The organism is Glycomyces endophyticus (assembly GCF_039531525.1).
Taxonomy (GTDB): Bacteria; Actinomycetota; Actinomycetes; order Mycobacteriales; family Micromonosporaceae; genus Glycomyces; species Glycomyces endophyticus.
In genome coordinates this window covers 242673-268392 of sequence record NZ_BAAAQF010000005.1, presented here as the reverse complement: position 1 = coordinate 268392, position 25720 = coordinate 242673, and the positions used below count along the sequence as shown (strand labels likewise).

The window sequence follows — 25720 nt, the reverse complement described above, 5'->3', positions numbered from 1 at the left end:
GGCCCGTTCAGCAGAAGGGCCAGCTGGTGCACTCGCTGGTGGTCTCCTCGGGCTCGGACGTGGTCGGCTCGGGCTCCTCGGGCTCCGATGTGGTCGGTTCGGGTTCCGGTTCGGCGCTGGTCTCCTCGGGTTCGCTGGAGGGCTCCTCCTCGGACTCGCTCGGGGAGGCGGAGGCGGCGCACGCGGCGTCGCCGGGGTTCGCCTGGCAGTACTCGCCGGCGGGGTCGACCGAGCCGTCGTCGCCGAGCCCCTCGGTGAGGTCCTCGCCGGCTCCGGACGCGCCGGGGAGCGACTCGGCCTCGTAGCCGTGCTCCTCGATGGCGGTGTCGATGACGGTGCGCCACAGGGCGACGCCGCCGTCGTTCGCGGCGGCGCCGTTGGCCCAGGCGGCGACGCTGAGCTGCGGGATCGCCCCGACGAACCAGGACTCGGTGGTCTGGCCGTGGTAGTCGGCGGCGACGCCGAAGAAGTCGCGGTCCTCGATGGCCTCGCTCTCGCCGAGGCCGAGGTACTGGAGGTCCTGGGCGGTGGTCTCGGCGAGGGCCTGCTCGGTGCGCACGCCCTGCTGCGCCTCGATCTCGCGGTCGCCGGAGTCGAGGACGGCGCCGACGAAGTGGGTCTCGGCGTACGCGCCGCCCGCGGCGATGGTCGCGTAGACGCTCGCCATGTCGACCACGGACACGGGGTAGGTGCCGAGGTCGGCGGCGGCGAGCCCGTCGTAGTCGCCCGCGGCGAGGTCTCGCACGGTCCCGTCGGCGTCGGCGATCGCGGTGAGGCCCATGCCGTTCGCGGTGGCGAGGACGGTCTCGACGCCGTATTCGCCCGCGACGGTGTCCATCGCGCCGGAGCGGCCCTCGCTGACGGCCTGCGCGAGGGTGACGTCGGTCTGCTCGTCGGCCCACCAGGACTCGATGGAGGCGCCCGCTTCGAGGGCGGTGGCGGCGGTGATCATGTCGAACACCGAGGACGGCGGGTGCAGCGAGCCGACGAGGTCCTCGCCGGTGTCGGGGTCGGTCCCGGCGTAGCACAGGACCGCGCCGGAGCCGGGTTCGACGGCGACGACGCCGGCTTCCCCGGTGGTCTCCTCGGCGGCGTCCTGGAGGGCCTTGTCGAGGGTGAGGACGACGCGGTAGCCGTCGGGGCGGTCGTCCTCGTCGTAGAGCTGGTCGGGGGTGATGCCGTAGCGGGCTTCGAGTTCGGCGTAGACGCGCTCGGCGAGCGGGCCGTGCGTGTCGGGGAAGTCCGCGGGGAGGGCGCGGCCGTCGTCGTAGAGGAGCGCGGCGTCCGCGGGTCCCCCGTCGGACCCGTCGTCGGGGAGGTTGCCGAGGACGATGGAGACGCCGATGGCGAGCACGAGGGCGACCGCGCCGCCGACGGCGAGGTGCATCCTGGTGAACCGCATGTCGCGCAGGCGCTCCGGGATCGACGAGGCCGCCCGGCGGGCGCCGCTGTACGCGAGCCCGGCACGGTGGCTCCCCGGCGGTCCGCCTTCCGAGCCGGTCCGCCTCAGACGCCTGCCAACGCGAGAGGGGTTCCCGTTATTCACACCACGTACCTTAAAAGGCGCGGACCATGCGACACGCCGCGGCTCCGCCTTTATGCCGAAATCACCGGCGAGTCGGACACGCAGTGAGGGCGCGGTGCCACCGTGGTGGCACCGCGCCCCTGTCGTACTGGAAGAGCGGGGTTATTCGCGCAGTCCGGCCCCGAACCGCTCGGCGGCGACCGCGACGGCGGCGTCGCGGACGGCGACGCCCTCCTCGTTGGTGAGGGTCCGGTCGGCGGCGCGCAGCTCCAGCTTGAACGCCAGCGACTTCCGGCCCTCGCCGAGCTTCGCGTCGCGGTAGACGTCGAACAGGCGCAGGCCTTCGAGCAGCTCCCCGGCGCCCTCGCGCAGGGCGGCCTCGACCTGCCCGGCGGGGACGGCCTCGGCCACGACCACGGCGACGTCGATGAGCGTCGCCGGGAAGTGCGAGATCACCGGCGCGGGCGCGAGGTCGGGCAGCGGCAGCGCGGTCAGGTCGAGCTCCATCGCGGCGGTGCGGCGCGGCAGCCCCAGGCGGTCGCAGACCTCCGGGTGCAGCTCGCCGGCGTGCCCGACGACGATGCCGTCCACGCGCAGCTCGGCGCAGCGGCCCGGGTGCCACGGCGCGGCCTCCCCTTGCGCCGTCTCGAGGTCCACGCCCGCGGCGGCGGCCACGATCTCGGCGGCCTCGACGGCGTCGGCCCAGTCGACGGCCCGTCCGGGCGAGTCGATCCCGGCCGGAACGGCCTGGCCGCACAGGACCGCGGCGACGTGCCGCGGCTGCACCGGCAGGCGCCGGATCGCGGCCGCGATGGCCTCGTCCTCGGGGCGCCTGGAGACCGGCAGGACCACCGTGTCGAGCTCGGTCCAGCCCTCGGCGGGCTGGAAGACCAGGCCCTCCTCGAAGACCGCGAGGTCCTTCGCGCCGCGCGCCAGGTTGATGCGCACGGCGTTCACCAGGCTCGCGAGCACCGTGGCGCGCAGCAGCGGCGCGGCGTCGTCGAGCGGGTTGAGCACGGCGACGGCCTCGCGCTGCGGGTCCTTCTCGTCCAGCCCCAGCTCGTCGGCGCGGTCGCGGGAGACGAACGGGAACGTGTACGTCTCGGTGAACCCGTTGTCCGCCAAGGCGCGCGCCACGCGGCGGCGGCGCCGCTGCGCGGAGGTCAGCCCGGTCCCGGCGATCGCGCGGGGCGTCGCGGACGGGACGTGCGCGTAGCCGTGCAGCCGCACCACCTCCTCGACCAGGTCGGCCGGGTCGGTGATGTCGGGGCGCCAGGACGCGGGGGTCACGGTGAGGACGTCGCCCTCGCCTTCGACGGTGCAGCCGGACGCTTCGAGCATCGCGACCACGGTCGCGCGGTCGTAGTCGACGCCGACAGTCTTGGCCGGTCGGTCCACGGGCAGCTCGATCGCGGTGATCGGCGTGCGGTGGTCGATGTCGGCGACCTCCTCCACGAGCGTGCCGCCGCCGTACTCCACGAGGAGGTCGGCGGCGCGCTGCGCGGCGAGCATCGAGATCGCCGCGTCGGCGCCGCGCTCGTAGCGCTTGGACGCCTCGGAGGTGAGCCTGTGCCGGCGGGAGGTGCGCGCGATCGAGGTCGGGTCCCAGTGGGCCGCTTCGATGAGCACGTTCCGGGTGCCGGGCACGACCTCGGAGGTGAGGCCGCCCATGACGCCGGCCAGCGAGAGCGGACCGGACGCGTCGCAGATGACCATGTCCTCGGGGTCGAGCTTCCGCTCGACGTCGTCGAGGGTCTTCAGCGTCTCGCCGGGCTGCGCGCGGCGCACCACCAGGACGTCCTGGAGGGCGTCCCGGTCGAAGGCGTGCAGCGGGTGGCCCAGTTCGAGCATCAGGTAGTTGGTGACGTCGACCGCGAGGCCCAGCGGGCGCATCCCGGCCTGGACCAGGCGCTTCGCCATCCACTCGGGGGCCTCGGCGTTGGCGTCCACGTCGCGCACCTCGCGCAGCGTGAACCGCGTGCATCCGTCGGTCTCCACCCGGACCGGGTACGGCGGGTGCTCGGTGGCCTTCGGCTCCGCGGCCTTCGCGACCGGGTCGGTGAACGCGACGCCGAGGCGGTGCGCGACCTCGCGGGCGATGCCGCGCACGGAGAAGCAGTAGCCCATGTCGGGGGTGATCGCGAGCTCGAAGACGACGTCGTCGAGGCCGACGACCGCGCGGGCGTCCTCGCCCACGGTGCCCTCGGGCAGGATGATGATGCCGTCGTGCTCGTCGGAGACGCCGAGCTCGCGGGCCGAGCAGATCATGCCGTCGGAGAGGCGGCCGTAGGTCTTGCGCGAGGCGATCGTGAAGCCGCCGGGCAGCTCCGCGCCCGGCAGCGCGACCACGACGAGGTCGCCCTCGGCGAAGTTCATGGCGCCGCAGATGATCGAGCGCGGCTCGGCCTCGCCGACCTCGACCTGGCAGTGGCGGATCGGCTTCTTGAACTCGGTGAGGAGTTCGATCGAGGCGACGCGGCCGACCACGAGCGGGCCGGTGACGCGCCCGCGGAGGTCGTCGACCTCCTCGACCTCGAGGCCGCACTCCACGAGCGCGGCGTCGAGCGCCTCGGTGGTCAGGTCCGCGGGCAGGGCGGCGTACTCGGCGAGCCAGGAAACGGGAATCCTCATCGTCTACTCCTCCACTCGCAGGCCGGCGGGGAACCGGACGTCGCCGTCGATGATGTCGCGCAGGTCGGTGATGCCGTGGCGGAGCATGAGCGCCCGCTCGACGCCCATGCCGAACGCGAAGCCCGAGTACACGTCGGGGTCGATGCCGCAGGCGCGCAGCACCCGCGGGTTGACCATGCCGCAGCCGCCCCACTCGATCCAGCGGGCGCCGTCCTTGTGCGCGGCGAACCAGACGTCCACCTCGGCGCTGGGCTCGGTGAACGGGAAGTACGAGGGCCGCAGGCGCGTCACCGCGTCCTCGCCGAACACCGACTTCGCGAAGTGGTCGAGGGTGCCCTTGAGGTCGGCCATGGTGATGCCCTCGTCGACCACGAGGCCCTCGGTCTGGTGGAACACCGGCGAGTGCGTGGCGTCGACCTCGTCGGTGCGGTACACGCGGCCGGGCGCGACCGTGTAGATCGGCGGCTCCTGCGTGAGCATGGTGTGGATCTGCACGGTCGAGGTGTGCGTGCGCAGCACCATGTTCGACCCGTACTCGCCCTTGCCGTCGGCGATGTGGAACGTGTCCATCATGGTCCGGGCCGGGTGGTCGGGGTGGATGTTGAGGGCGTCGAAGTTGAACCACTCCAGCTCGACCTCGGGGCCCTCGCCGATCTGGTAGCCCATGGCGACGAACAGGTCCGCGATGCGGTCCATCTGCACGTTGATCGGGTGGCGGGCGCCCTCGCGGCGGCGCGGGGTGCGCGCGGTGACGTCGACGGTCTCCTCGCGGAGGACGCGGGCCGCCTCGGCGGCCTTCAGGATCTCCTCGCGGGCCTCGTAGACGGCCGTGATCTCGGTGCGGGCGGCGTTGACGTTGCGCCCGGCCTCGCCGCGCTCGGGACCGGGGATGGAACCGATCGCCCTGCGGGCCAGCGACACCGGCGACTTGTCGCCGAGCGTCGCGGACTTCGCGGCGGCGAGCTGGTCGAGGTTCGCGGCCCCCTCGATGGCGGCGGCGGCGTCTTTCACGGCCCTGGACAGGGCCTCGGGCTGGAGCAGGCCAGCCTCGTTCTCAGTGCTCATTCGTCTCTCTCCTGGCGGGACCTTCAGCAGTCTAAGGAAGGCGTGCGGCGCTGCCGCAGCCCGCTGGGGAGAGGTGGTCGGCTAACCGCCCAGCCCGCACCCGGCGGGCTGGATAAATTCGCGGTGGCCGTCAGACATGAGCCCATTCTAACTTCCTGCGCTGCGCGGCGGCGCTCGCGTACAGGCAGAGCCCGGCGGCGACGGCGAGGTTCAGGCTCTCGGCCTTCCCCCAGATCGGGACGCCCACGCGGCGGTGCGCCAGCGCGGCGGTCTCGTCGTCCAGGCCGTGGGCCTCGGAGCCGAGCAGCCACACGGTGGGCGCGTCGAGGTCTCCGGCGGCGTCGAGCTCGTACAGGTCCTCGCCGCCGGCCGCGGCCGCGAGGATCTGGGCGTGCGGGAAGACGTCGAGCATGTCCGCGGTGTCGGCGGCGCGCACGACGGGCAGGTGGAAGAGGCTCCCGGCGGAGGAGCGCACGCACTTGCCGTTGTACGGGTCGACCGAGTCGGTGCCGAAGACCACGCAGTCGGCCCCGGCGGCGTCGGCCGCGCGGAGCACGGTCCCGGCGTTCCCGGGGTCGGTGATGCCGTGGAGGACCGCGATGAGCTTCGGGTCTTCGGGGAGCCGCTGGTCGAGGAAGCGGCAGACCGCGACGAGCCCCTGCGGGGTCACGGTCTCGGCGAGGGACGCGAGCGCGTCGTCGGTGCACGGGTGCACGTGGGCGCCCGCGGCGACCGCGGTGTCGATCAGGTCCGAGTGGCGCGTGTCGGCGTCGAGGTCGTAGAACAGGTCGGTGACCGCGCCGGCGGCGACGGCCTCGCGGACGGCCTGGGGGCCCTCGGCGAGGAACCGCTCGGCCTTCTCGCGGCCGCGCCGGCGCTGGAGCTTGCGGGCGGCGACGACCCGGGACGAGCGCGCGGTCAGCGCGTCCGTCCCGGGTTCATCTGCGCTCATGTCGGCGATGCCCGTGTTCCTAGGCCTCGACCGGGGCGTTGACGTCCTCGGGGAGGGCGGCCTTGGCCACCTCGACGAGGGCGGTGAACGCGGCGGCGTCGTTGACGGCCAGCTCGGCGAGGATCTTGCGGTCCACCTCGACCTCGGCCAGGGCGAGGCCCTGGATGAAGCGGTTGTAGGTGAGGCCGTTCGCGCGGGCTGCGGCGTTGATGCGGGTGATCCACAGCTTGCGGAACTCGCGCTTGCGGGCCTTGCGGTCGCGGTACGAGTAGGTGTACGAGTGGAGCAGCTGCTCCTTGGCCTTGCGGTACAGGCGCGAGCGCTGCCCGCGGTAGCCCTTGGCCTCTTCGAGTACGACGCGGCGCTTCTTCTTGGCGTTCATCGAACGCTTGACGCGTGCCACAGTAGGTCTCCTTGCGGTTAAAAGCGGATGGAAGTCAATCGGAGCGAGCTAGCGGCCCAGCAGCTTGTTGACCTGCTTGACGTCGGCCGGGGAGACGGCGACGCGGCCGTCCTTGCCACGCTTGAGCTTGGAGGACTTGTGCTCCAGCAGGTGGTTCTTGCCGGCCTTGCGGCGCATCAGCTTGCCCGAGCCGGTCACCTTGAACCGCTTCTTGGCACCGCTGTGGGTCTTCATCTTCGGCATGTGCTTCTCCTTAGTCAGTCCAGACGAGGTCGGGCGCGTTCCCGCGCCCGGCCCGTCCTCGCACGCGGTCTAGGTCGCGGGCGCTTCGTCGGGCTTCTCGGCAGGGGCCTCGGCCGGAGCGGCGGCCTGCGCCGGCTCGGCCTGCTCGACCGGCTCGGCCTCGGCGGCCTCGTCGCGGTCGCGGCCCTTGCGTCCGCCGCCGGCCTTGTTGATCTCGCCCTTGGGGCGGATCGGCGCGACGACCATGATCATGTTGCGGCCGTCCTGCTTCGCAGCGGACTCGATGACCGCGAGGTCCGAGATCTCCTCCGCGAGCTTGTCCAGCAGGCGGCGTCCCAGCTCCGGTCGCGACTGCTCGCGGCCGCGGAACATGATGGTGATCTTGACCTTGTCGCCGGCCGTCAGGAACCGCACGATGTGACCCTTTTTGGTCTCGTAGTCGTGCTTGTCGATCTTGGGCCGGAGCTTCATCTCTTTGATGACGGTCTGCTGCTGGTTGCGGCGCGAGGCACGGGCCTTCTGAGCGGACTCGTACTTGTACTTGCCGTAGTCCATGAGCTTGCAGACCGGCGGACGCGCGGTGGGAGCGACCTCGACCAGGTCGAGGTCGACGTCCGCGGCCAGTTGCAGGGCCTTGTCGATCGACACGATGCCGACCTGCTCGCCTGCCGGGCCGACCAGACGCACTTCCTTCGTCCGGATCTGGTCGTTAATCCGCAAATCGCTGATGGGGCCTCCTTGGTTGAGCTGCTCGCCGGTGCGGTCGCACCGGCGCCCCTGTGGCTTTCGGGTCGTCGCCGGTGCGGGTGCATCGGCGGCTCGTCGCGCAAGCGTGACCCAGCGGCCTCGGGCATGAGGTCCCAACAAAGAAGGACCCCAGCGTATGCCGGGGTCCACTCCAAAGCACGGCAGAGTCGTCTGCCGTCTTGTGACCCGGTCGCCAGTCGGTCCCGAGGGACCCGGCTGCGGGTGGGAGCTGGACTCCGCTTGCTAGCACCTGCCGTCGTTCAAGTGAAGGACGCGGTGCGATCGACACGCCATCCTAGCACTCAGCTGCGGGACTGCTCCAAGAGCGCTCGCAGGTGTTTGATCGCCGCCACAGCCCGCTCCTTGTCGCTGACCTGCACGGCCATGATCGACATCTCGTCGTCGTCGGCGAGTTCGACGGTGGCCCAGGTCATCTTGTCGGTGAAGTTGATCGCGGTGACGACCTGCCACGGGAAGAAGCGGGTGGCGGTGACGTTGCGCACCTCGATCCCCCGCTCGTCGGCGCGCACGCGCAGGCGCAGGAAGCTCAGGGCGATGCCGGCGCCGACGACGCCGAGCCCGATCATGGCGGCCTGGTCGGCGACGGTGACGGCGCCGCCCTCGACGGTGGTCGAGCCGAGGGTGAAGGACAGCGCGGTGAACCCGACGAAGGCCACGGCCGCGCCGATCCAGGCGCCGATCCGGGACTTGCGGGGTCGGTAATCGAGGGGGCCGGTGGTGGTCATCGACTGCTCCTGTGCGGCGGTCACGCTGCTCCTCTAGTGTCCCTCGACCGGCGCCTCACGGCAGCTGGTCGATCTCCAGGCTGGAATCGAATGCAAGCAAGGTCTTCGGCTCGCCCGTGACGATGGGCCAGCCGGGGCGGTTCAGGCCACACCAGGCGACGTGCCCGGCGGCGATGTTGCCGTGCTGGCGCGAGCGCGAGAGCATGAGGCCGACGTCGCGGGCGGACTTCTGGTCGAGGTCCATGACCACGGTGACGGGCAGGCCGAGCAGGACCAGGAGGGCGTCGCGGTCGCGGCGGCGGGCCTGGGACCAGGCCTCGGCGAGCGCCCCGGAGGGGATCGCGAGGACCACGTTCTGCTCCAGCGCGGTGAACACCACGGCCTGGGGGTAGGGCATGGAGGTGGCGAATCCGACGATGGCCGACACGTCCAGGATGCGGCCACCGATCATGGACGCGCCTCCCCGTCGCGCTCCTTCTCCTCGACGCCCAGGACTTCGCGGGCCCACGCGAGGTGCTCGGCGCTGGGGCCCTGGCCCTTGCGCTCGAAGAGGTCCTGGAGCTCGGTGAGGGAGCGGTCGCGCTCGAGGCGCTCGGCGACGGCGGCGCCGACGTAGTCGTCGACGGACTCGGCCCGGCCGACCGCCACGAGGCGGCGGATCTGCTCGAGCTGGGCTTCGGTGAGGGTGACGCTCGAGCGCGAGGGGGCCGCCCCCTGGTTCGGGGGTGGGTTGAGCGACGAATTGGCGCGATCGGTCACGATCCTCAGGGTAGCCGTGCCGTCGCGTTCGAGGCGACCGGCCGGGAGCGTCGCGGGCCGGGTCATGGCGGCGCTTGCGTGCCGCGGGCGCGGCCGGACGCGGTACCGTCAGGGAGCGCGGGCCCCTAGCCGCGCGACAGGTACAGAGGAAAGGAACGGCGATGGCCGAGACGAAGTCCGGGGAGCGACCCCACGACCCGAAGTTCCCCGAGAAGTTCCTGGAGTTCATGCGCTCCGGATGGGGGCCCTTGGACCTGGACGCGGCTCCGCTGCCGCAGGCGGCCTCGACCGCCCGCCGCCGCGCGGCGCTCTCGGCGGCGTTCCCCGGCGAGGTGGTGATCGTCCCGACCGGTGCGGAGCAGCGGCGCTCGAACGACACGTACTTCCCGTTCCGCGCCGGCTCGGACTTCGTGTGGCTCACCGGCGACCAGGACCCCGAGGGCGTCCTGGTGCTGCACCCGAGCGGCGACGGCCACGAGGCGGTCCTGTACCGCCGGCCCCGCAAGGGCACCGACTCCGACGAGTTCTTCCGCTCCGCGCAGTACGGCGAGCTGTGGATCGGCCGCAAGTACTCCCTGGACGAGACCGAGGTGCGCCTGGGCCTGCCGTGCAGGGACGTCGAGGGGCTCGGCGAGGCGCTCAAGGGCGCCGAGCGCCCGCGCACGCGCCTGCTGCGCGGCTTCGACGCGAAGCTCGACGCGCGGTTCGCGGACGAGGACGCCTCGGCGGGCGCGCTGACCCGCGACGGCGAGCTGGCGGCGGTCCTCTCGGAGCTGCGGCTGCGCAAGGACTCGTGGGAGCTGGAGCAGCTCCAGGACGCGGTCGACATCACCGTGCGCGGCTTCGAGGACGTGGCCCGGATCATCCCGGCCACCGGCTCGGTCTCCGAGCGGCTCATCGAGGGCGTCTTCCGCTCGCGGGCGCGCCTGGAGGGCAACGGCCTGGGCTACGACTCGATCGTCGGCGCCGGCTCGCACGCGACCACGCTCCACTGGATCACCAACGACGGCGCGACCAAGACCGGCGAGCTGCTCCTGATGGACATGGGCGTGGAGAACCACCACCTCTACACCGCCGACGTCACCCGCACGATCCCCGTGGACGGGCGGTTCACGCCGCTCCAGAAGCAGGTGTACGACATCGTGCACGCCTCGCAGCAGGCCGGCATGGACGTCATCCGGCCGGGCACCGAGTTCCAGGAGATCCACCAGACCTGCATGCGGGTCCTCGCCGAGGGCCTGAGCGACCTGGGCATCCTGCCGGGCACGGTGGACGAGGCGCTCGACAAGGACTCGCTGATCTACCGGCGCTGGACGCTGCACGGCTTCGGGCACATGCTCGGCCTCGACGTGCACGACTGCGCGGCCTCGCGGCCCGAGCACTACTACAAGGGCGCGGTGCAGGAGGACTTCGTCCTCACCGTCGAGCCGGGGCTGTACTTCCAGTCCAACGACGAGCTCGTCCCCGAGGAGCTGCGCGGCGTCGGCATCCGCATCGAGGACGACGTGCGGGTCACCGCCGACGGCTGCGAGAACCTCTCGGCCGGGCTCCCGCGGACCTCCGACGAGGTGGAGACCTGGCTCGCCGAGCAGCGCGAGGCGGGTCCGCGACTCGCGGGCGAGTAGCGGCGTTTCCACAGGTGGTGTCGGGTGTCCATGGGCCGGTGACGGCCCTGGATGCCCGGCGCGTATAGTCCGATTTAAGACTTATATCCACCGCACCGGGCCGGCGGCGGCTGCGCCACCGCACACAACCGCCAGCCGCCGCCGGCCTTTAATTCCTGATGCGGTCCCTCCCTTGGCGATCCACGCCACACACGTGCGCTTAGGGTCGGCTAAGCAACCTCCCCGGAACGCCGAGTGCTACAGTTGGAACCGTTAAATAAGACGGACGTACTGTTTAAGAGTCGGCGGCTCTGCCCGGCCATGGTCCTCAACCGTGGTCCCCGGCCTCTCGGGTTGCGGCAGACTGAGACCGACCTGCAGTCTCAATCGAGGAGCTCTCATGGTGAGTACGGACTCCTTCGGCGCCCGCGAAACGCTGCGGGTCGGCGAACACGACTACGACATCTTCCGCATCGACAAGGTGGAGGGCCACCAGCGGCTGCCGTACAGCCTCAAGGTCCTCCTCGAGAACCTCTTGCGCAACGAGGACGGCGCCGACATCACCGCGGACCACATCCGCGCCCTCGGCTCCTGGGACCCGGCCGCCAAGCCGAACACCGAGATCCAGTTCACGCCCGCGCGCGTCATCATGCAGGACTTCACCGGCGTCCCCTGCGTCGTCGACCTCGCCACCATGCGCGAGGCCGTCCGCGACCTCGGCGGCGACCCCTCCAAGGTCAACCCGCTCGCGCCCGCCGAGATGGTCATCGACCACTCCGTGATCGTCGACTTCTTCGGCCGCCCCGACTCCTTCCAGCGCAACGTCGAGCGTGAGTACGAGCGCAACCGCGAGCGCTACCAGTTCCTGCGCTGGGGCCAGACCGCCTTCGACGAGTTCAAGGTCGTCCCGCCCGGCACCGGCATCGTCCACCAGGTCAACATCGAGCACCTCGCGCGCGTCGTCATGACCCGCGACGGCGTCGCCTACCCCGACACCTGCGTCGGCACCGACTCCCACACCACCATGGAGAACGGCATCGGCGTGCTCGGCTGGGGCGTCGGCGGCATCGAGGCGGAGGCCGCGATGCTCGGCCAGCCCATCTCCATGCTCATCCCGCGCGTCGTCGGCTTCAAGCTCTCCGGCGACCTCCCGCCCGGGACCACCGCCACCGACCTCGTCCTCACCATCACCGAGATGCTCCGCGACCACGGCGTCGTCGGCAAGTTCGTCGAGTTCTACGGCGAGGGCGTCGCCTCGGTGCCCGTCGCCGACCGCTCCACGCTCGGCAACATGGCCCCCGAGTTCGGGTCCACCTGCGGCATCTTCCCCATCGACGAGCGCACCGTCGACTACCTGCGCCTGACCGGCCGCACCGAGGAGCAGATCGCCCTCGTCGAGGCCTACGCCAAGGCCCAGGGCATGTGGCACGACCCGTCGCAGGAGGCCCAGTACTCCGAGTACCTGGAGCTCGACCTCTCGACCGTGGTCCCCTCCATCGCCGGGCCCAAGCGCCCGCAGGACCGCATCCAGCTCGACGAGGCCGGCCGCCAGTGGCGCCGCGACGTCGCCTCCTACGTGGCCGACGAGCCGGGCATCGAGTCCTTCCCGGGCTCCGACGCCCCCGCGCAGTCCCCCAACGGGAACCGCCCGCACAACCCGCAGACCGTCAAGTCCGAGGCCGGCGAGTTCGAGCTCGACCACGGCGCCGTCGTGATCGCCGCGATCACCTCGTGCACCAACACCTCGAACCCGTACGTCATGGTCGGCGCGGGCCTCCTCGCCAAGAACGCCGTCGAGGCCGGCCTGCTCTCCAAGCCGTGGGTCAAGACCTCGCTCGCGCCCGGGTCCCAGGTCGTCACCGGGTACCTCCAGCGCGCCGGGCTCTCCCCGTACCTCGACAAGCTCGGGTTCAACCTCGTCGGCTACGGCTGCACCACCTGCATCGGCAACTCCGGCCCGCTCCCCGAGGAGACCTCGGCCGCGGTCCAGGCCGGCGACCTCGCCGTCGCCGCCGTGCTCTCGGGCAACCGCAACTTCGAGGGGCGCATCAACCCCGACGTCAAGATGAACTACCTCGCCAGCCCGCCGCTGGTCGTCGCCTACGCCCTCGCCGGGACCATGGACGTGAACCTCACGACCGACGTCATCGGCCAGGGCAAGGACGGCCAGGACGTGTACCTGCGCGACATCTGGCCCTCCGCCGAGGAGATCCGCGAGGTCGTCGACGGCCACATCGGCCGCGACATGTTCCTCAAGGAGTACGCCTCGGTCTTCGACGGCGACGAGACCTGGCAGTCCCTGCCGATCCCGACCGGCGACACCTTCGAGTGGGACGACGCCTCGACCTACGTGCGCAAGGCCCCCTACTTCGAAGGCATGCCGGCGACGCCGGGCGCGATCGAGGACGTCCACGGCGCCCGCGTCCTCGCCAAACTCGGGGACTCGGTCACCACCGACCACATCTCCCCCGCCGGCTCCATCAAGGCCGACTCGCCCGCCGGCGAGTACCTGAAGGGCCAGGGCGTGTCCCCGGCCGACTTCAACTCCTACGGCGCCCGCCGCGGGAACCACGAGGTCATGGTCCGCGGCACCTTCGCGAACATCCGCCTGCGCAACCAGCTCGCACCGGGCACCGAGGGCGGCTGGACCCGCGACTTCACGCAGGCCGGCGGCCCCGTGTCGACGATCTACGACGCGGCCCAGAACTACGCCGCCGCTGGGACCCCGCTGGTGATCTTCGCCGGCAAGGAGTACGGCACCGGCTCCAGCCGCGACTGGGCCGCCAAGGGCACCCTCCTGCTGGGCGTCAAGGCCGTCATCACCGAGTCGTACGAGCGCATCCACCGCTCGAACCTCATCGGCATGGGCGTCCTCCCGCTCCAGTACCCCGAGGGCGAGTCGCACCAGAGCCTCGGCCTCACCGGCGAGGAGACGGTGTCGATCACCGGCGTCACCGCCATCAACGAGGGCATCCCGGAGACGGTGACCGTCACCGCCACCGGCCCCGACGGCACCGTCACCACCTTCGAGGCCGTGGTCCGCCTGGACACCCCGGGCGAGGCCGAGTACTACCGCAACGGCGGCATCCTCCAGTACGTCCTGCGCGGCCTCCTGGCCGGGTAAGACGTCCGAGTCGCAAGGGGCGGGCCGTTCGCGGTCCGCCCCTTCTCCCTTCCCCCGAACCGAAAGCCCTCCATGCTCACCCTCCTCGGCGTCTTCGCCGTGCTCGCCGTCGCCTCCGTCGTGCGCTCCACCGCCGGGTTCGGCTTCTCCCTCGTCGCCGTGCCGCCGCTCGCGTTCCTCCTCGACCCCGTCACGGCCGTCGTCGTCTCAAGCATCATCGCCGCGCCCGTCAGCGTGTCGATCGCGGTGAAGAACCGGGCCGACATCGACCGCCGGCTCCTCGCGGTGATCCTCGGCTGCGGCGTCCCCGGCGTCCCGCTCGGCGTCTGGGCGCTCAGCGCGCTGCCGCAGACCGGCCTCATGTTCGTCATCGCGGGCGTGGTGCTGCTCGGCACCGCCATCGTGTGGGCCCGCGTCGCGCTCCCCGGCGGCACTGCGACCCTCGCCGGCGTCAGCTTCTTCGCCGGGGCCTCCTACGGCGCCACCGGCGTCGACGGCCCGCCCATGGTCGCCGCGGCGCAGGGCCTCGGCCTGGAGCCGCGGGTCCAGCGCGCGACCCTCGCGGTCTCCTTCGCGGCGACCAGCATCGCCGCGATGATCGGCTTCGCCGTCGCCGGAGCGCTCACCGCCGAGGTCGGCAAGGCGGTCCTCATCGGCCTCCCCGGCCTCGTCATCGGCATCGTCGCGGGCGAGCACCTCTTCAAGCGCCTCGACGCCGCCCGGTTCCGGCGGGTCGTCCTCGCCCTCCTCGTCGTCAGCTCGGCCTCGGTCCTCGCCAGGGCCTTCGCCGTCGCCTGACGGGAATCCCAGTCGACTGGGGCGCGACTGGGTTTCGGGTCCGGGCGTTGACGGCGCGGTCGCGGCGCTGGCAGGCTCGCTGCATGGCTTACGAACTGGCGCAGGTGAACATCGGGCGGATGCGCGGGCGCCTGGACTCGCCGGTCATGCGGGACTTCATGGACGGCCTCGCGGTGGTGAACGCCGCGGCGGAGGCCGCGGACGGGTTCGTGTGGCGGCTGGTCGACGGCGAGGGCGACGGCGCGACCGGCTTCCGGTTCTGGGGCGACGAGTGGCTCATCGTCAACATGTCGGTGTGGACCGGGCCGGAGGCGCTGCGCGCGTATGTCTACGGGACCGTCCACCGGCCCTACCTGCGGCGCCGCCGCGAGTGGTTCGAGCACCTCCAGGAGGCCGTGACCTGCCTGTGGTGGGTGCCCGCGGGCGAGCGGCCGACGGTGCAGGACGCGGAGAAGCGGCTGACGCTGCTGCGGGAGAAGGGGCCGACGCCGGAGGCGTTCACGCTCAAGGCGGAGTTCACGCAGCCGAAGGCGTAGGGAACCGGGTGACACAGGCGCGGCGCCGGACGCGTGAAGGCCCTCACCTCCCGGAATCACGGCCCCCGCCGGGGCGTTTCGCCTGAGGTGATCCGGGAAGTGGACGTCGTCGTGATCGGGGCCGGCCAGGCGGGCCTGTCGGCCGCGTACTTCCTGCGCCGCCACTTCGAGCCCGGGACCGGGTTCGCCGTCCTCGACCACGCGCCGCACGCGGGCGGGGCGTGGCAGTTCCGGTGGCCGACCCTCACGTTCAAGACCGTGAACGGGGTCTACCGGCTCCCGGGGATGCCCGTGCCCGAACCCGACGAGTCGACCCCGGTCGCCGGGGTCCTCTCCGAGTACTTCGCCGCCTACGAGCGCGAGTTCGACCTGCGCGTCCAGCGCCCCGTCTCGGTGCGCTCGGTGCGGTCGCTCCCCGACAAGCGCCTGGAGGTCGCCACCGACCGCGGCACGTGGCTCGCGAAGGCCCTGGTCAACGCCACCGGCACGTGGGAGCGCCCGTTCTGGCCGCGCTACGCGGGCCAAGAGGCGTTCGCGGGCCGGCAGCTGCACACCGCCCAGTACCGCGGGCCCGAGGCGTTCGCGGGCGAGCGCGTCGTGGTCGTCGGCGGCGGCATCTCCGCGATGCAGCACCTCATGGAGATCCACCCGCTCGCGGCCGCCACCACCTGGGTGACGCGGCGCGAGCCGCAGTGGCGCAGCGGCGACTTCAACCCCGACCGGGGCCGCGAGGCCGTGGCGATGGTCGAGGAGCGCGTGCGCCGGGGCCTGCGCCCGCAGTCGGTCATCAGCGTCACCGGCGTCCCGCTCACGCCCGAGGTCCGGGCCGCCCGCGAGGCGGGCGTCCTCGACCGAAATCCGATGTTCGACCGGATCGAGCCCGGCGGTGTGGCCTGGGACGACGGCCGCTTCGTGCCCGCCGACACGATCCTGTGGGCGACCGGGTTCCGGGCCGCGCTCGACCACCTGGCGCCGCTGAAGCTGCGCGGGCCGGGCGGCGGGATCGTCATGGACGGCACCAGGGTCGCGGCCGATCCGCGCATCCACCTCGCGGGCTACGGGCCCTCGGCGAGCACCGTGGGCGCGAACCGCGCCGGGCGGGCCGCGGTGCGGGAGATCCGCGAGTACCTCAGCGGCCGCTAGCCGATCGTGAGCACCGCCTGCACCGGCCAGTGGTCGGAGGGGGCGACGCCGTCCCCGGTGCGGACGTTGACGCCGGCCTTGTGGACGGTGAGCTCCTGGCGGCGGGGTCCGGATCTGGCCATGATCCAGTCGATGCGCGGGCCGGCGGCGGGCTCGGGCCTCCAGCGGTTGAACGTGCCCCAGTCGGGGGTGAGGCGCTCGCCGGCGGCGGTCCAGGCGTCGGTCAGGCCGCCGCGGGTCAGCACCTCGTGCGCCTTCGCGTCGGGGCCGCAGTTGAAGTCCCCGGCGAGGACGGCCGGGCCCTGGAAGCGGCGCACCACGTCGCGGCAGATCTCCGCGCCCTTGCGGCGGGCCTTCTCCGAGCGGTGGTCGAGGTGGACGTTGGCGACGTGGAAGTCCTTCCCGGTGGCCTTGTCCTCGAAGCGGACCCAGGTCAGCATCCGCACGGTGCCCGAGCGCCAGTTGCGCGACCCGATCCGGTCGGGGTGGCGCGAGAGCCAGAGGTGGTCGTAGTCGAGCGGGGCCACCCGCGAGGCGTCCCAGAGGATCGCGGTGGCCTCCGAGCGGGAGCCGCCGGCGCGGCCGAGGTGGATCCAGTCGTAGCCGCCGAGGTCCTCGCGCAGCTCCAGGAGCTGGCGGAAGCGGCCCTCCTGGGTGCACAGCACGGTGGGGCGCTCGGCGCGGACCAGCTGCTGCACGAGGGGCCGGCGCTCCCACCACGCGTGCGCGGGGCTGCCCGAGGCCGACTTGAGGTTGTACGTCATGACGTGCACGAACGGCGCCTCGACCGGGCCGATCAAGGGCGCGCCCCGCAGCACCGCCGGGGGCTGCGGTTCCGGCGGGGCGTCGGCCCGAAGGAGGTTCATGGTCGCGACCATATCGCCCGGGTCCGTCGCCCCGCCGGGACTTGCGGGTTCGCGCGCCGGCCGCGGCGTCAGGCGAGTTCGACGAGCGCCTGGGCGGGCCAGTGGTCGGACGGGGAGAGGCCGTCCTTGGCGTAGGTGTTCACCCCGGCCTTGAGGACGCGGATGCCGGGGGTGGTGAGGATCCAGTCGATGCGGCGCTCGGTCTCGCTGGGGACGGGATTCCAGCCGTTCCAGGTGCCCCACACCGGGGTGACCTGCTCTTCGGCGGCGAGCATGGTGTCGACCAGGCCGCCGTCCACGAGGATGGTGTAGGTCGGGGTGTCGGGGACCTGGTTGAAGTCGCCGGCGGTGACGACGGGGAACCCGGCCTCGATCCACGGCGCGATGACGTCGAGGTTCATCTGGGCGCCGAGCTGGCGGGCGTTCTCGGACTGGTGGTCGAAGTGGTTGTCGACGACGTAGAACTCCCTGCCGGTGCGCAGGTCCAGGAACCGGATCCAGGTGAGCATCCGCACCACGTTGTTGCCCCAGCTCTTGGAGCCGATGAGCAGCGGGGTGTCCGAGAGCCACTGGTGGTCGTACTCGACCACCTTGAGGCGCTTGGTGTTCCAGTAGATCGCGGTGGCCTCCGACTTCGAGCCGCCGAGGCGGCCGAGGTGGATCCAGTCGTAGTGGTCGTCCAGGTCCTCCAGGACGTCCTGGAGCTGGCCGTACAGGCCCTCCTGCGTGAACAGGACCGTGGGCTTCTCTCGCTTGAGGACGGTCTTGACGAGGGGCCGGCGCTCCTCCCACGAGTGGGGCGTGGGGTCGCCCTTGTACCGGATGTTGAAGGTGAGCAGGTGGATCTGGTCGCGCCGGGGCTCGCCGATGAGGGCGCTGCCGAGGGTCTCCTGGGCGTGCGCGGCTGTGGAGAAGGCGCCGGTGGCGACGGCCGTCGCGCCGACGGCGAGTCCGGCGCCGAGGACGCCGCGTCGACTGAGGACGTTGGTCATTGCACCTCTATATCTCGGGATGAAACCGGGTGGATCGTAAGTGAACGACAAATGCCACCAAACCACAACCCTTAGCGGGTGAACGGGCGACGAACTCGCGTCGGCGCGGCGTCGCGCCCACAAGAGACGGACGGGGGGGGGCCGGGGCCCGCCGCCGTCCCGGTTTCCCTGGTGCGGCTCAGTGGATCGCGGCGCGGGCCTCCAGATAGGCCCGGACGGCCGCGGGGTCGGCCTCGCCGGCCCAGCCGATGTACCCGTCGGGGCGCACGACGCGGGTGAGGCCGTCGGGCTCGGCGGAGGCGACGTCGACGGCCCCGGTGGGTTCGGTGCCGTCGAGGACCGCGAACCGGCCGCCGCGGAGGGCCTCGTAGAGCCGCGAGCCGTCCGCGAGGTCGACGTCCTCGGCGCGGGTGCCGACGAGGCGGTGCTCGCCGCGGCCGTGCGGGTAGCGCACGTCGATGCCGCTGATCATCCCGGTGACCTTGTGCTGCACCGGCTCGAGGCGCATCGCGGTGCCGAGGACCGCGCCGCGGACGACCTTCATGACCTTCGACTTGTTGGCGGCGACGCGGATGATGCGGCCGCTGGCGCGCAGGACCTCCTCGCCGACGGGGTGGCGCTCGGCCTCGTAGGTGTCGAGCAGGGCGGCGTCGGCGCCGCGGAGGACCGCGGCGAGCTTCCACGAGAGGTTCGCGGCGTCCTGGATGCCGGTGTTCATGCCCATGCCGCCGGCGGGCGAGTGGCAGTGCGCGGCGTCCCCGGCGAGGAACACGCCGCCGGCGCGGTAGGCCGGGGCCTGGCGCTCGTCGGCGTGGAACCGCGAGCGCCAGCGCGGCTCGTGCATGCCGAAGTCGGTGCCGAACGCGAGCGTGAGGGCGGTGCGGATCTCCGCGGTGTCGACGGGGGCGTCCTCGGCCCGCTGGTCGGCGGCGTTCCAGGCGATGACGCGCCAGGTGCCGTCGCCGAAGTCGGCGATGAAGCAGAAGGCGCCGTTCGCGCTGCCGACGGCGGGGCTGTGGGCGGGCGGCGCGTCGAGCACGGCGTCGGCGAGCATCATCGACTCCAGGACGGCCTCGCCGGGGAAGGGGATGCCGACGGCCTCGCGGACGGCGGAGCGGACGCCGTCGGTGCCGACGGCGTACCTCGCGGTGCGGTCGCCGTCCTCGGTGCGCACGGTGACGCGGCCGGCGGCCTGGTCGACGCCGGTGACCTTGCAGCCGAATCGGAACTCGGCCCCGGCCGCGACGGCGCGTTCGCGCAGGACGCGCTCGACGTGGTACTGCGGCGTCATGAGCACGCACGGGAAGCGCGTGTCGAGGCCGCTCAGCTTGACCTTGGCGCTGCCGAACAGGAAGAGCTCGCCGAGGCGGTTGCCGCCGAGGGCGAAGAGGTCGTCGGCGAGGCCGCGGGCGTCGAGGACCTCGAGGGTGCGGGCGTGGACGGCGAAGGCGCGGGACAGGTTCGAGATGTCGGCGCCGCGCTTCTCGAGCACGAGGACCTTGACGCCGGCTTCGGCGAGGTCGCCCGCGAGGAGGAGCCCGGTGGGGCCGGCTCCGACGACGATGACCTCGTGCTGCTGCTCGTTCATGGGATGCTCCCGGGGGTCTGGAAATTCATCACTCGATGAATTCAACATACGATGAATTTCCTCGGCGCAGAACCCCGCGGGCGCGAATGTGACGCAGATGAAAGTCCGGGGCAAGCCCGAGAACGCAGCTAGGGCCGCGAGAGGTGAGAGACTCGCGGCCCTAATTCGAACTGCCGAAGATAGGTTAGCATAACCTAACTAGCTACTCAAGGGGCTGTCACCAGCGCAGGAACGCGCCGACACCGCCGGCCTGCTCCCCCAGCTCGACGCCCTCGCCGAGGATCGACACCCGGGCGTCCGACGCCAGCGCCATCGCGATCATCGCCTCGCCCAGCTGCGCCTCGGCGACGGCCGTGGCGACCTCCGGCTCCCCGGGCGCGACGGCGTCCGCGAGGACCGCGCCCGCGGGGATGCGCTGGGCGCTCCACACGGAGTCGCGCTCGATCACGAGCCGGTCGACCCGGCCCCCCTGCAGGGCGTCGAGCACCTCCTCCGATCCGATCGCGGCCCGCGGCGGGGCCTCGGCGAACTCGGCGGCGAGCCGCGCGTCCCGGGCCCGCCTGGCGGCGGTGATCTCGGGGGCGAGGAGCTGCTGGATCTGCGCGGGCGACTTCTGGCTCAGGATGAGCTGCGAGGGCACCACCTCGGCCTTGACGCCGTTCTTCAGCGACTTCGAGGCGGCCTCGACGAGCTCGGGATCGCCGGTGACGACCAGGAGCTCCCAGCCGAACTCGGCCGTGTGCTCCTCCAGTGTGGAGTGGGCGGCGGCGAGGAACTTCTGGAGGTGCTCGGCGACGCGGTAGTCGAACAGGTCGTACTGGGTCGAGGAGCTGTGGTGGTCGCGGCCGTGCCCGCCGGGGCCCTTCATGACGCGCCACTCGGTCGTGTCGAGCTCGAACTGGAGGCCGGAGACCTCCTCGCACTTGCCGAAGCGGCTGTCCAGCAGCCGCATCCCCTTGCCGTCGACGACCGCGACGCCGACCGGCGAGCCCTCCGCCCACGCGCCGAACATCGGGGCGATGTGCGACCGCGGCCCGAGCGCGACCCGGTCGGTCAGGGGCGTCTGCATCTCGACGGTGAAGGTCTCACCGCTGCCGAGCGCGACGAACAGCGCCCGCCCGATCCCGGGCGAGCCGGGCCGGACGAGCGCCTCGATGTCGATCTTGAGCTCTTCGACGCGGCGACCCAGCAGGGACCTGGTGCCGTTGTCGACGGCGTCGAGGAGCTGCTTGACGCCCTGGTCGAGCCGCGTCCGCCAGGGCGGGGTGGACCCTTCCTGCCGGGGGTCGGCGTTCACGTAGAGCGAGAGCACGCCGGCGTCGTCCCGCAGGTTCACCAGCTTCATCTGCGTCTCGCGATCCATGGGCATGGCTGAACGCCTCCTCGTAGGTCGGAATGCGCCTCAGGATATGCCCGGACGCGCCCAATCGAGAAGGTTTCGCCACTTCCGCGCGATCAGATCGCGCAGCCCTCCGGACCGCACGCTTCGGCGTCCTCGGCGCCTGCGATCGTGGTGATCGCGGGCTTCTTCTCGTCCCAGGCCCGCTCGAGGATCTCGGCGAACAGCGCGGTCGGCTGCGCCCCGGAGACCCCGTACTTCTCGTCGATCACGAAGAACGGCACCCCGTTCGCTCCGAGCGCCTTGGCCTCGGCCTCGTCCGCCCGCACCGCGTCCCGGTACCGCTCGGGGTCGTCGAGCACGCCCACGACCTCGGCCTCGTCGAGCCCTGCCGCGACGGCCACGGCCACGACGCGCCCGCGGTCGAAGATGGAGGCCTCGTCGGCGAAGTTCGCGGCGTAGAACGCCTGCCAGACCTCGGCCTCGAGGCCCCGGTCAGAGGCCAGGTGAAGGAGACGGTGCAGGTCGAAGGTGTTCCCGTGATCGCGGCCCTCCGTCCGGTACTCCAGTCCCTCCAGCTGCGCGAGCTCGCCGAGCTTGTACTCGTTGGCCTGCGCCTGAGCGGGGCTGATCCCGTACTTCTTCGCGATCATCGGCACGACGGCGTCCACCTCGCCCGGCTCGCGGTCCGGGTCGAGCTCGAAGGAGCGGTGCCGCACCTCGACGGCGACCTTCCCGTCGAGCTGCTGCACGGCCTTGTCGAACCGCGCCTTCCCAACGTAGCACCAAGGGCAGGCGATGTCGGACCAGATGTCCACTCGTAGTGTTTGCACACCACGACCAACACCCCCGACGCCCGCCCGATTCCACCTGTGCGGCGCCTCTCCCCCGCACTCGCGCCCAAGCCCCCGTTCAGGTACCCTTTCTCAGGCTCGGCGCGGCCCCCACCGCGCCCCCGGGTGCTTAGCTCAGCGGTAGAGCACCTCCCTTACAAGGAGGTGGTCACAGGTTCGATCCCTGTAGCACCCACCAGCACGAAGGCCTCGGTGGAGCATCCGCCGAGGGCCGAGAAAGAGGCGGATCACGGGCCGAGACCAGCGTCTATAACGCCACTTGACGGGATGGTCGCGCCGGGGCCCAGGGCGGGTCCGGATATTCCTACTTGTTCAGTAGAGTTATCGGCGTGCTCGACTGGGACCTGCTGCTCGGCTTCGCGGCCGGGCTCGCGATTTCGGTCGTGACCGCTCCGGCCGGCGTCTCGGGCGCGGTGTTCCTGCTGCCGGTCCAGCTCTCGGTGCTGCACGTGCCGAACCCGGCGGTGACCCCGACCAATCTGCTGTACAACGTGATCGCCGGTCCGGGCGCGCTCGCCCGGTACGCCCGGACCGGTTCGCTCCGCTCACCGCTGGCGGGCCTCCTCGTGGCCGGGACGCTTCCCGGAGTGGTGCTCGGCGCCCTCGCGCGCGTCCACCTCCTCACCGACGCGGATCTGTTCCGGCTGTGCGCGGCCGCCGTCCTCGGGCCCCTCGGCGTGTGGCTCCTGCTTCCCCGGCGCGACCGTGTTCGGCCGCGGTTCACGTTGCGGCGCAGAGTGGTCCTGGTACTGGCGTTCGCGGCGGGGTGTGTGGGCGGGGTCTACGGGATCGGCGGGGGCTCGCTGCTGAGCCCGGTCCTGGTCGGCGCGGGTCTGTCGGTGGCCGCGGTCGCACCGGCCGCGCTCCTGTCGACGTTCGTCACCTCGATCGCCGGATGCCTCGCCTACGCGCTGCTGAGCCTGACCGCTCCGGGCGACGTCGCCCCGCACTGGCCGCTCGGCATCGCCTGCGGCCTGGGCGGACTCCTCGGCGGTTACCTCGGCGCGGCCCTCCAACCGCGGCTGCCCGAGCGGCTCCTTCGACGCCTCCTCGGCGCCCTCGCCATCGCGCTCGCGGCGCTGTACGCGGTGCAGGCGGGAGCGGCAGTGTGAGCCGTCAGGGCCGGGGGCGCAGGTCGGTGAGGTGGGCGTCGAGGGCCGCTATGGCCCAGGCGGTGCTGCGCGCGGGGTCCTGGCGGACGATGTGGAGGGCGAGGCCGTCGACGAGGGCGTGGAGGCGGTCGGCGTCGGTGTCGGCGGTGCGGGCGAGGTCGCGGAGGGCGGCGTCGCAGACGGCGCGGACGGCGTTGTGGACGCGGAGGTGGGGGCCGCGGAGGTCGGGTTCGGTCATGGCTGCGGTGCCGAGGGCGAGGTAGGCCTCCATCTCGATGCGCCGGTCCGCGTCGAGGGGCAGCAGTTCGAGCAGGAGCGCGCGGGCGCGGTCGGGGGCGTCGGCGGGGACGCGGGCGACCCGGGCGGTCATGCGCTCGACGACGAGGTCGGTGGCGCGCTCGCGCAGTGAGGACTGCGTGGGGAAGACGTACCGCAGGGAGCTGGGGGCCAGGCCCGCCTCGGCGGCGACGTTGCGCACCGAGAGTTCGGCGAGGCCGTCGCGCGCGAGGACGCGCCAGGCGGCCTCCGAGACCTCCCGGAGCCGCGCTTCCCTGTCGAGGTGTCGAGGCACGGCATCATTGTCGCACAGTCATGCGGGAACGTGCTACGGTTGTTTTCGTACGATCGAGCGACAACGATGGAAGAGGTGGGACGGCATGGCCTGGCTGGTCTTGGTCGCATCGGGGATGCTGGAGGCGGTCTGGGCGTCGGCGCTCGGGGCCTCGAAGGGGCTCAAGCGACCCGGGCCCACGGTGCTGTTCGCCGTCACGCTGCTGCTGAGCATGGCCGGGCTGGCCGTCGCGATGCAGACGCTGCCGGTGGGCACCGCGTACGCGGTGTGGGTCGGCATCGGCGCCACGCTGACCGTGCTCATCGCGGTCGCGCGCCGGCAGGAGTCGCTGACGCTCGCCCGCGCCGCCCTGCTGGCGGCCCTGATCGGGTGCGTCGTCGGCCTGAAGGCGGTGAGCTGAGATGGCGTGGATCGTCCTGCTCACCAGCGCGGTGCTCGAAGCCGTGTGGGCCACCGCCATGGGCGCGAGCGACGGGTTCAGCCGGCCCGCGCCGACAGTGGTATTCGCGGTCGCGCTCGTCATGAGCATGCTCGGCCTGGCCCATGCGGCCGAGCGCATCCCGATCGGCACGGCCTACGCGGTCTGGACCGGCACCGGCGCGGCGCTGACGGTCATGTGGGCCATGGTGACCGGCACGGAGTCGGCGTCCGTCCTCAAAGTCGTGTTCCTGGCCGGGATCGTGCTGTGCGTGGTCGGTTTGAAGGTGGCGCACGCGCCCGCGCCGTCCGAGCGGGACGCGTGAACGCCGAAAAGGACTGGGCCGCAGGGGACCGGCGGGGTTAGCGTGGGCGCAGGACGAGCGGAGGAGCGGCGATGGACGAGGCACGGCGGCTGCGCGCACTGGACGCGGCCAGGGAGGTCGCCGGGGAGGTCGGACTGGGCGCCGAGGTGGCGATCGTGGTCCACGCCTCCAACAAGCTGACGCTGCGGCTGCTGCCGGGCGACGTGCTGGCGCGGGTGGCGCCGCAGGAGCACCGGATCGCGCAGTTCGAGATCGACCTCGCGCGGCGGCTCGACGCGGCCGGGGCGCCCGTGGCGGTGCCCGACCCGCGGACCGAGGCGGTCGTGCACCGGCGCGACGGCTTCGAGATCACGCTGTGGACCTACTACGAACCGGTAGGGCCGCAGCCGATCCCGGCGGACGAGTACGCCGGGGCGGTGGCGCGGCTGCACGAGGGGATGCGCCGGGTCGAGATGCCGGCGCCGCACTTCACCGACCGGGTCGAGGAGGCGCAGCGGCTCGTGGCCGACCGCCGGCAGTCGCCGGGGCTGGCCGAGGACGACCGGGCGTTCCTGGGCGGCGCGCTGCGGGACCTGCGCGCCGCGGTGACCGGGCGCGGGCGGGCCGAGCAGCTCCTGCACGGCGAGCCGCACCCGGGGAACCTCCTGGCGACCGCGGCGGGCCCGATGTTCGTGGACTTCGAGACGAGCTGCGTCGGGCCGGTCGAGTTCGACCTCGCCCATGCGCCCGAGGAGGTCGGCGGGCACTACCCGGGGGTCGACGCGGACCTGCTGCGCGAGTGCCGCGCGCTCTCGCTGGCGATGATCACCGCGTGGCGCTGGGACCGCGACGACCGGCTCCCGGACGGGCGCCGGCTCGGCGCCGAGTGGATGGCGCAGCTGCGGGCCTACGACCAGTCGTAGCCGCGGTTGCGGCACAGGCAGAACGGGTGCCCGACGGGGTCGGTGTACACCTGCCAGCCGTACCCCTCCTCGTTGACGAACTCCTGCTTGAGGACGGCGCCGAGCGCGGTGATCCGCGCCTGCTCGGGCGCGAACTCGTCGACCTCGAAGTCGAGGTGGAACTGCTTCGGGTGCTCGTCGTCCGGCCACGTCGGGGGCGTGTAGTCGTCGACCCGGTAGAACGCGAGGTCGACGCCGCCGAAGGCGATGGCGGCCCAGAAGTCGGTGCTGTCGGACTTGAGCGGGCTCCCGGTCACCTCGGCGTAGAACGCGCCCAGTCCCATCGGGTCGGGGCAGTCGATGATGAAATCGGTGAATCTGAGCATGGCACCGATCCTGCCACGGGCGCGGCCGGCGTTCCGGGGCCGGGCACGGCGGCGGCGGCGCGGCGGTGGTGTGCACCGCCCGGCGCCGCCGGATCGTCAGTGGTGATGGACT

At 72.1% G+C, this 25720-nt stretch carries 26 protein-coding genes and 1 tRNA gene; 10 read left to right on the top strand and 17 right to left on the bottom strand.

All coding sequences use genetic code 11. From position 1 onward, the window contains the following. Nucleotides 1-7: 7 nt before the first annotated feature. The 10 genes from ABD419_RS07935 to ABD419_RS07890 all read right to left on the bottom strand — a co-directional run bounded on the left by ABD419_RS07935 (nucleotide 8) and on the right by ABD419_RS07890 (nucleotide 9071). On the bottom strand, nucleotides 8-1402 hold the full coding sequence (locus ABD419_RS07935; protein WP_344484154.1) for a penicillin-binding transpeptidase domain-containing protein: 1395 nt from the start codon (nucleotides 1400-1402) through the stop codon (nucleotides 8-10). Nucleotides 1403-1687: 285 nt separating this feature from the next. Continuing rightward, complete coding sequence (gene pheT / locus ABD419_RS07930) at nucleotides 1688-4156, bottom strand: phenylalanine--tRNA ligase subunit beta (protein WP_344484151.1); 2469 nt, start codon at nucleotides 4154-4156, stop codon at nucleotides 1688-1690. Nucleotides 4157-4159: 3 nt separating this feature from the next. Then, nucleotides 4160-5221 (bottom strand): phenylalanine--tRNA ligase subunit alpha, encoded by a 1062-nt coding sequence (pheS, locus tag ABD419_RS07925; protein WP_344484148.1) that lies wholly within the window; start codon nucleotides 5219-5221, stop codon nucleotides 4160-4162. A gap of 130 nt (nucleotides 5222-5351) precedes the next feature. Then, nucleotides 5352-6173: a TrmH family RNA methyltransferase gene (locus ABD419_RS07920; RefSeq protein WP_344484145.1), complete on the bottom strand. Its 822-nt coding sequence runs from the start codon at nucleotides 6171-6173 to the stop codon at nucleotides 5352-5354. A gap of 19 nt (nucleotides 6174-6192) precedes the next feature. After that, complete coding sequence (rplT, locus tag ABD419_RS07915) at nucleotides 6193-6576, bottom strand: 50S ribosomal protein L20 (protein WP_344484142.1); 384 nt, start codon at nucleotides 6574-6576, stop codon at nucleotides 6193-6195. Between the two features lie 48 nt (nucleotides 6577-6624). Beyond that, nucleotides 6625-6819, bottom strand: coding sequence for a 50S ribosomal protein L35 (rpmI, locus tag ABD419_RS07910; RefSeq protein ID WP_091043165.1), 195 nt, complete (start codon nucleotides 6817-6819; stop codon nucleotides 6625-6627). A gap of 69 nt (nucleotides 6820-6888) precedes the next feature. Next, nucleotides 6889-7533 carry a translation initiation factor IF-3 gene (gene infC / locus ABD419_RS07905; protein WP_344485339.1) on the bottom strand — a complete coding sequence of 215 codons (645 nt, stop codon included), beginning with the start codon at nucleotides 7531-7533 and terminating at the stop codon, nucleotides 6889-6891. A gap of 335 nt (nucleotides 7534-7868) precedes the next feature. Beyond that, the gene (locus ABD419_RS07900; RefSeq protein WP_344484137.1) at nucleotides 7869-8336 is read right to left on the bottom strand and encodes a PH domain-containing protein; all 468 of its coding nucleotides are present in this window, start codon (nucleotides 8334-8336) and stop codon (nucleotides 7869-7871) included. A 31-nt stretch (nucleotides 8337-8367) separates the two neighbouring features. Beyond that, nucleotides 8368-8763: a hypothetical protein gene (locus tag ABD419_RS07895; RefSeq protein WP_112140276.1), complete on the bottom strand. Its 396-nt coding sequence runs from the start codon at nucleotides 8761-8763 to the stop codon at nucleotides 8368-8370. Further along, nucleotides 8760-9071: a hypothetical protein gene (locus tag ABD419_RS07890; RefSeq protein WP_344484134.1), complete on the bottom strand. Its 312-nt coding sequence runs from the start codon at nucleotides 9069-9071 to the stop codon at nucleotides 8760-8762. The genes ABD419_RS07895 and ABD419_RS07890 overlap by 4 nt, the downstream gene beginning before the upstream one ends. 161 nt (nucleotides 9072-9232) lie before the next feature. Between ABD419_RS07890 and ABD419_RS07885 the strand changes: the two genes are divergently transcribed. The 5 genes from ABD419_RS07885 (at nucleotide 9233) to ABD419_RS07865 (ending at nucleotide 16276) form a co-directional block, all read left to right on the top strand. Further along, entirely contained in the window at nucleotides 9233-10696 is a 1464-nt protein-coding gene (locus tag ABD419_RS07885; RefSeq protein WP_344484131.1) for an aminopeptidase P family protein, read from the top strand. 382 nt (nucleotides 10697-11078) lie between these two features. Further along, entirely contained in the window at nucleotides 11079-13799 is a 2721-nt protein-coding gene (gene acnA / locus ABD419_RS07880; protein ID WP_344485336.1) for an aconitate hydratase AcnA, read from the top strand. A gap of 72 nt (nucleotides 13800-13871) precedes the next feature. Continuing rightward, nucleotides 13872-14597, top strand: coding sequence for a sulfite exporter TauE/SafE family protein (locus ABD419_RS07875; protein WP_344484129.1), 726 nt, complete (start codon nucleotides 13872-13874; stop codon nucleotides 14595-14597). Between the two features lie 83 nt (nucleotides 14598-14680). Beyond that, complete coding sequence (locus ABD419_RS07870) at nucleotides 14681-15133, top strand: DUF3291 domain-containing protein (RefSeq protein ID WP_344484126.1); 453 nt, start codon at nucleotides 14681-14683, stop codon at nucleotides 15131-15133. A gap of 90 nt (nucleotides 15134-15223) precedes the next feature. Continuing rightward, nucleotides 15224-16276, top strand: a complete 1053-nt coding sequence (locus ABD419_RS07865; RefSeq protein ID WP_344485333.1) for an NAD(P)-binding domain-containing protein — start codon at nucleotides 15224-15226, stop codon at nucleotides 16274-16276. Here the strand turns inward: ABD419_RS07865 and ABD419_RS07860 are convergent. The 5 genes from ABD419_RS07860 to ABD419_RS07840 form a co-directional block, all read right to left on the bottom strand. Then, entirely contained in the window at nucleotides 16273-17142 is an 870-nt protein-coding gene (locus ABD419_RS07860) for an endonuclease/exonuclease/phosphatase family protein (protein WP_344484123.1), read from the bottom strand. The two genes, ABD419_RS07865 and ABD419_RS07860, sit on opposite strands and share 4 nt — an antisense overlap. Before the next feature lie 68 nt (nucleotides 17143-17210). Then, nucleotides 17211-18134, bottom strand: a complete 924-nt coding sequence (locus ABD419_RS07855) for an endonuclease/exonuclease/phosphatase family protein (protein ID WP_344484120.1) — start codon at nucleotides 18132-18134, stop codon at nucleotides 17211-17213. Nucleotides 18135-18312: 178 nt separating this feature from the next. Continuing rightward, nucleotides 18313-19722, bottom strand: coding sequence for an FAD-dependent monooxygenase (locus tag ABD419_RS07850; protein WP_344484117.1), 1410 nt, complete (start codon nucleotides 19720-19722; stop codon nucleotides 18313-18315). 217 nt (nucleotides 19723-19939) lie between these two features. Beyond that, a complete protein-coding gene (locus ABD419_RS07845; protein WP_344484115.1) occupies nucleotides 19940-21091 on the bottom strand; it encodes a VLRF1 family aeRF1-type release factor in 1152 nt (383 codons plus the stop codon). Nucleotides 21092-21177: 86 nt separating this feature from the next. Then, complete coding sequence (locus ABD419_RS07840; protein ID WP_344484112.1) at nucleotides 21178-21879, bottom strand: DsbA family oxidoreductase; 702 nt, start codon at nucleotides 21877-21879, stop codon at nucleotides 21178-21180. A gap of 139 nt (nucleotides 21880-22018) precedes the next feature. Between ABD419_RS07840 and ABD419_RS07835 the strand changes: the two genes are divergently transcribed. Both ABD419_RS07835 and ABD419_RS07830 read left to right on the top strand, forming a co-directional pair. Next, nucleotides 22019-22093, top strand: a tRNA-Val gene (locus ABD419_RS07835). 151 nt (nucleotides 22094-22244) lie between these two features. Then, on the top strand, nucleotides 22245-23027 hold the full coding sequence (locus tag ABD419_RS07830; RefSeq protein WP_344484109.1) for a TSUP family transporter: 783 nt from the start codon (nucleotides 22245-22247) through the stop codon (nucleotides 23025-23027). Between the two features lie 4 nt (nucleotides 23028-23031). On the opposite strand, the gene ABD419_RS07825 is transcribed toward ABD419_RS07830, so the two are convergent. Beyond that, nucleotides 23032-23598: a TetR/AcrR family transcriptional regulator gene (locus ABD419_RS07825; RefSeq protein WP_344484106.1), complete on the bottom strand. Its 567-nt coding sequence runs from the start codon at nucleotides 23596-23598 to the stop codon at nucleotides 23032-23034. A gap of 85 nt (nucleotides 23599-23683) precedes the next feature. Between ABD419_RS07825 and ABD419_RS07820 the strand changes: the two genes are divergently transcribed. The 3 genes from ABD419_RS07820 to ABD419_RS07810 all read left to right on the top strand — a co-directional run bounded on the left by ABD419_RS07820 (nucleotide 23684) and on the right by ABD419_RS07810 (nucleotide 25243). Further along, the gene (locus ABD419_RS07820; RefSeq protein WP_344484103.1) at nucleotides 23684-23998 is read left to right on the top strand and encodes a DMT family transporter; all 315 of its coding nucleotides are present in this window, start codon (nucleotides 23684-23686) and stop codon (nucleotides 23996-23998) included. 1 nt (nucleotide 23999) lies between these two features. Then, the gene (locus ABD419_RS07815; RefSeq protein WP_344484101.1) at nucleotides 24000-24341 is read left to right on the top strand and encodes a DMT family transporter; all 342 of its coding nucleotides are present in this window, start codon (nucleotides 24000-24002) and stop codon (nucleotides 24339-24341) included. 71 nt (nucleotides 24342-24412) lie between these two features. Then, nucleotides 24413-25243 (top strand): phosphotransferase, encoded by an 831-nt coding sequence (locus ABD419_RS07810; RefSeq protein ID WP_344484099.1) that lies wholly within the window; start codon nucleotides 24413-24415, stop codon nucleotides 25241-25243. On the opposite strand, the gene ABD419_RS07805 is transcribed toward ABD419_RS07810, so the two are convergent. Beyond that, the gene (locus tag ABD419_RS07805; protein ID WP_344484097.1) at nucleotides 25228-25608 is read right to left on the bottom strand and encodes a VOC family protein; all 381 of its coding nucleotides are present in this window, start codon (nucleotides 25606-25608) and stop codon (nucleotides 25228-25230) included. The genes ABD419_RS07810 and ABD419_RS07805 overlap by 16 nt on opposite strands. Nucleotides 25609-25720: the final 112 nt, after the last annotated feature.

Bases quoted from the DNA above. Each gene is read 5' to 3' on its own strand.
- ABD419_RS07935 (WP_344484154.1), bottom strand. From the start codon at position 1,402: ATGCGGTTCACCAGGATGCACCTCGCCGTCGGCGGCGCGGTCGCCCTC.
- pheT (WP_344484151.1), bottom strand. From the start codon at position 4,156: ATGAGGATTCCCGTTTCCTGGCTCGCCGAGTACGCCGCCCTGCCCGCG.
- pheS (WP_344484148.1), bottom strand. From the start codon at position 5,221: ATGAGCACTGAGAACGAGGCTGGCCTGCTCCAGCCCGAGGCCCTGTCC.
- ABD419_RS07920 (WP_344484145.1), bottom strand. From the start codon at position 6,173: ATGAGCGCAGATGAACCCGGGACGGACGCGCTGACCGCGCGCTCGTCC.
- rpmI (WP_091043165.1), bottom strand. From the start codon at position 6,819: ATGCCGAAGATGAAGACCCACAGCGGTGCCAAGAAGCGGTTCAAGGTG.
- ABD419_RS07895 (WP_112140276.1), bottom strand. From the start codon at position 8,763: ATGATCGGTGGCCGCATCCTGGACGTGTCGGCCATCGTCGGATTCGCC.
- ABD419_RS07885 (WP_344484131.1), top strand. From the start codon at position 9,233: ATGGCCGAGACGAAGTCCGGGGAGCGACCCCACGACCCGAAGTTCCCC.
- ABD419_RS07875 (WP_344484129.1), top strand. From the start codon at position 13,872: ATGCTCACCCTCCTCGGCGTCTTCGCCGTGCTCGCCGTCGCCTCCGTC.
- ABD419_RS07870 (WP_344484126.1), top strand. From the start codon at position 14,681: ATGGCTTACGAACTGGCGCAGGTGAACATCGGGCGGATGCGCGGGCGC.
- ABD419_RS07860 (WP_344484123.1), bottom strand. From the start codon at position 17,142: ATGAACCTCCTTCGGGCCGACGCCCCGCCGGAACCGCAGCCCCCGGCG.
- ABD419_RS07855 (WP_344484120.1), bottom strand. From the start codon at position 18,134: ATGACCAACGTCCTCAGTCGACGCGGCGTCCTCGGCGCCGGACTCGCC.
- ABD419_RS07850 (WP_344484117.1), bottom strand. From the start codon at position 19,722: ATGAACGAGCAGCAGCACGAGGTCATCGTCGTCGGAGCCGGCCCCACC.
- ABD419_RS07845 (WP_344484115.1), bottom strand. From the start codon at position 21,091: ATGCCCATGGATCGCGAGACGCAGATGAAGCTGGTGAACCTGCGGGAC.
- ABD419_RS07820 (WP_344484103.1), top strand. From the start codon at position 23,684: ATGGCCTGGCTGGTCTTGGTCGCATCGGGGATGCTGGAGGCGGTCTGG.
- ABD419_RS07815 (WP_344484101.1), top strand. From the start codon at position 24,000: ATGGCGTGGATCGTCCTGCTCACCAGCGCGGTGCTCGAAGCCGTGTGG.
- ABD419_RS07810 (WP_344484099.1), top strand. From the start codon at position 24,413: ATGGACGAGGCACGGCGGCTGCGCGCACTGGACGCGGCCAGGGAGGTC.
- ABD419_RS07805 (WP_344484097.1), bottom strand. From the start codon at position 25,608: ATGCTCAGATTCACCGATTTCATCATCGACTGCCCCGACCCGATGGGA.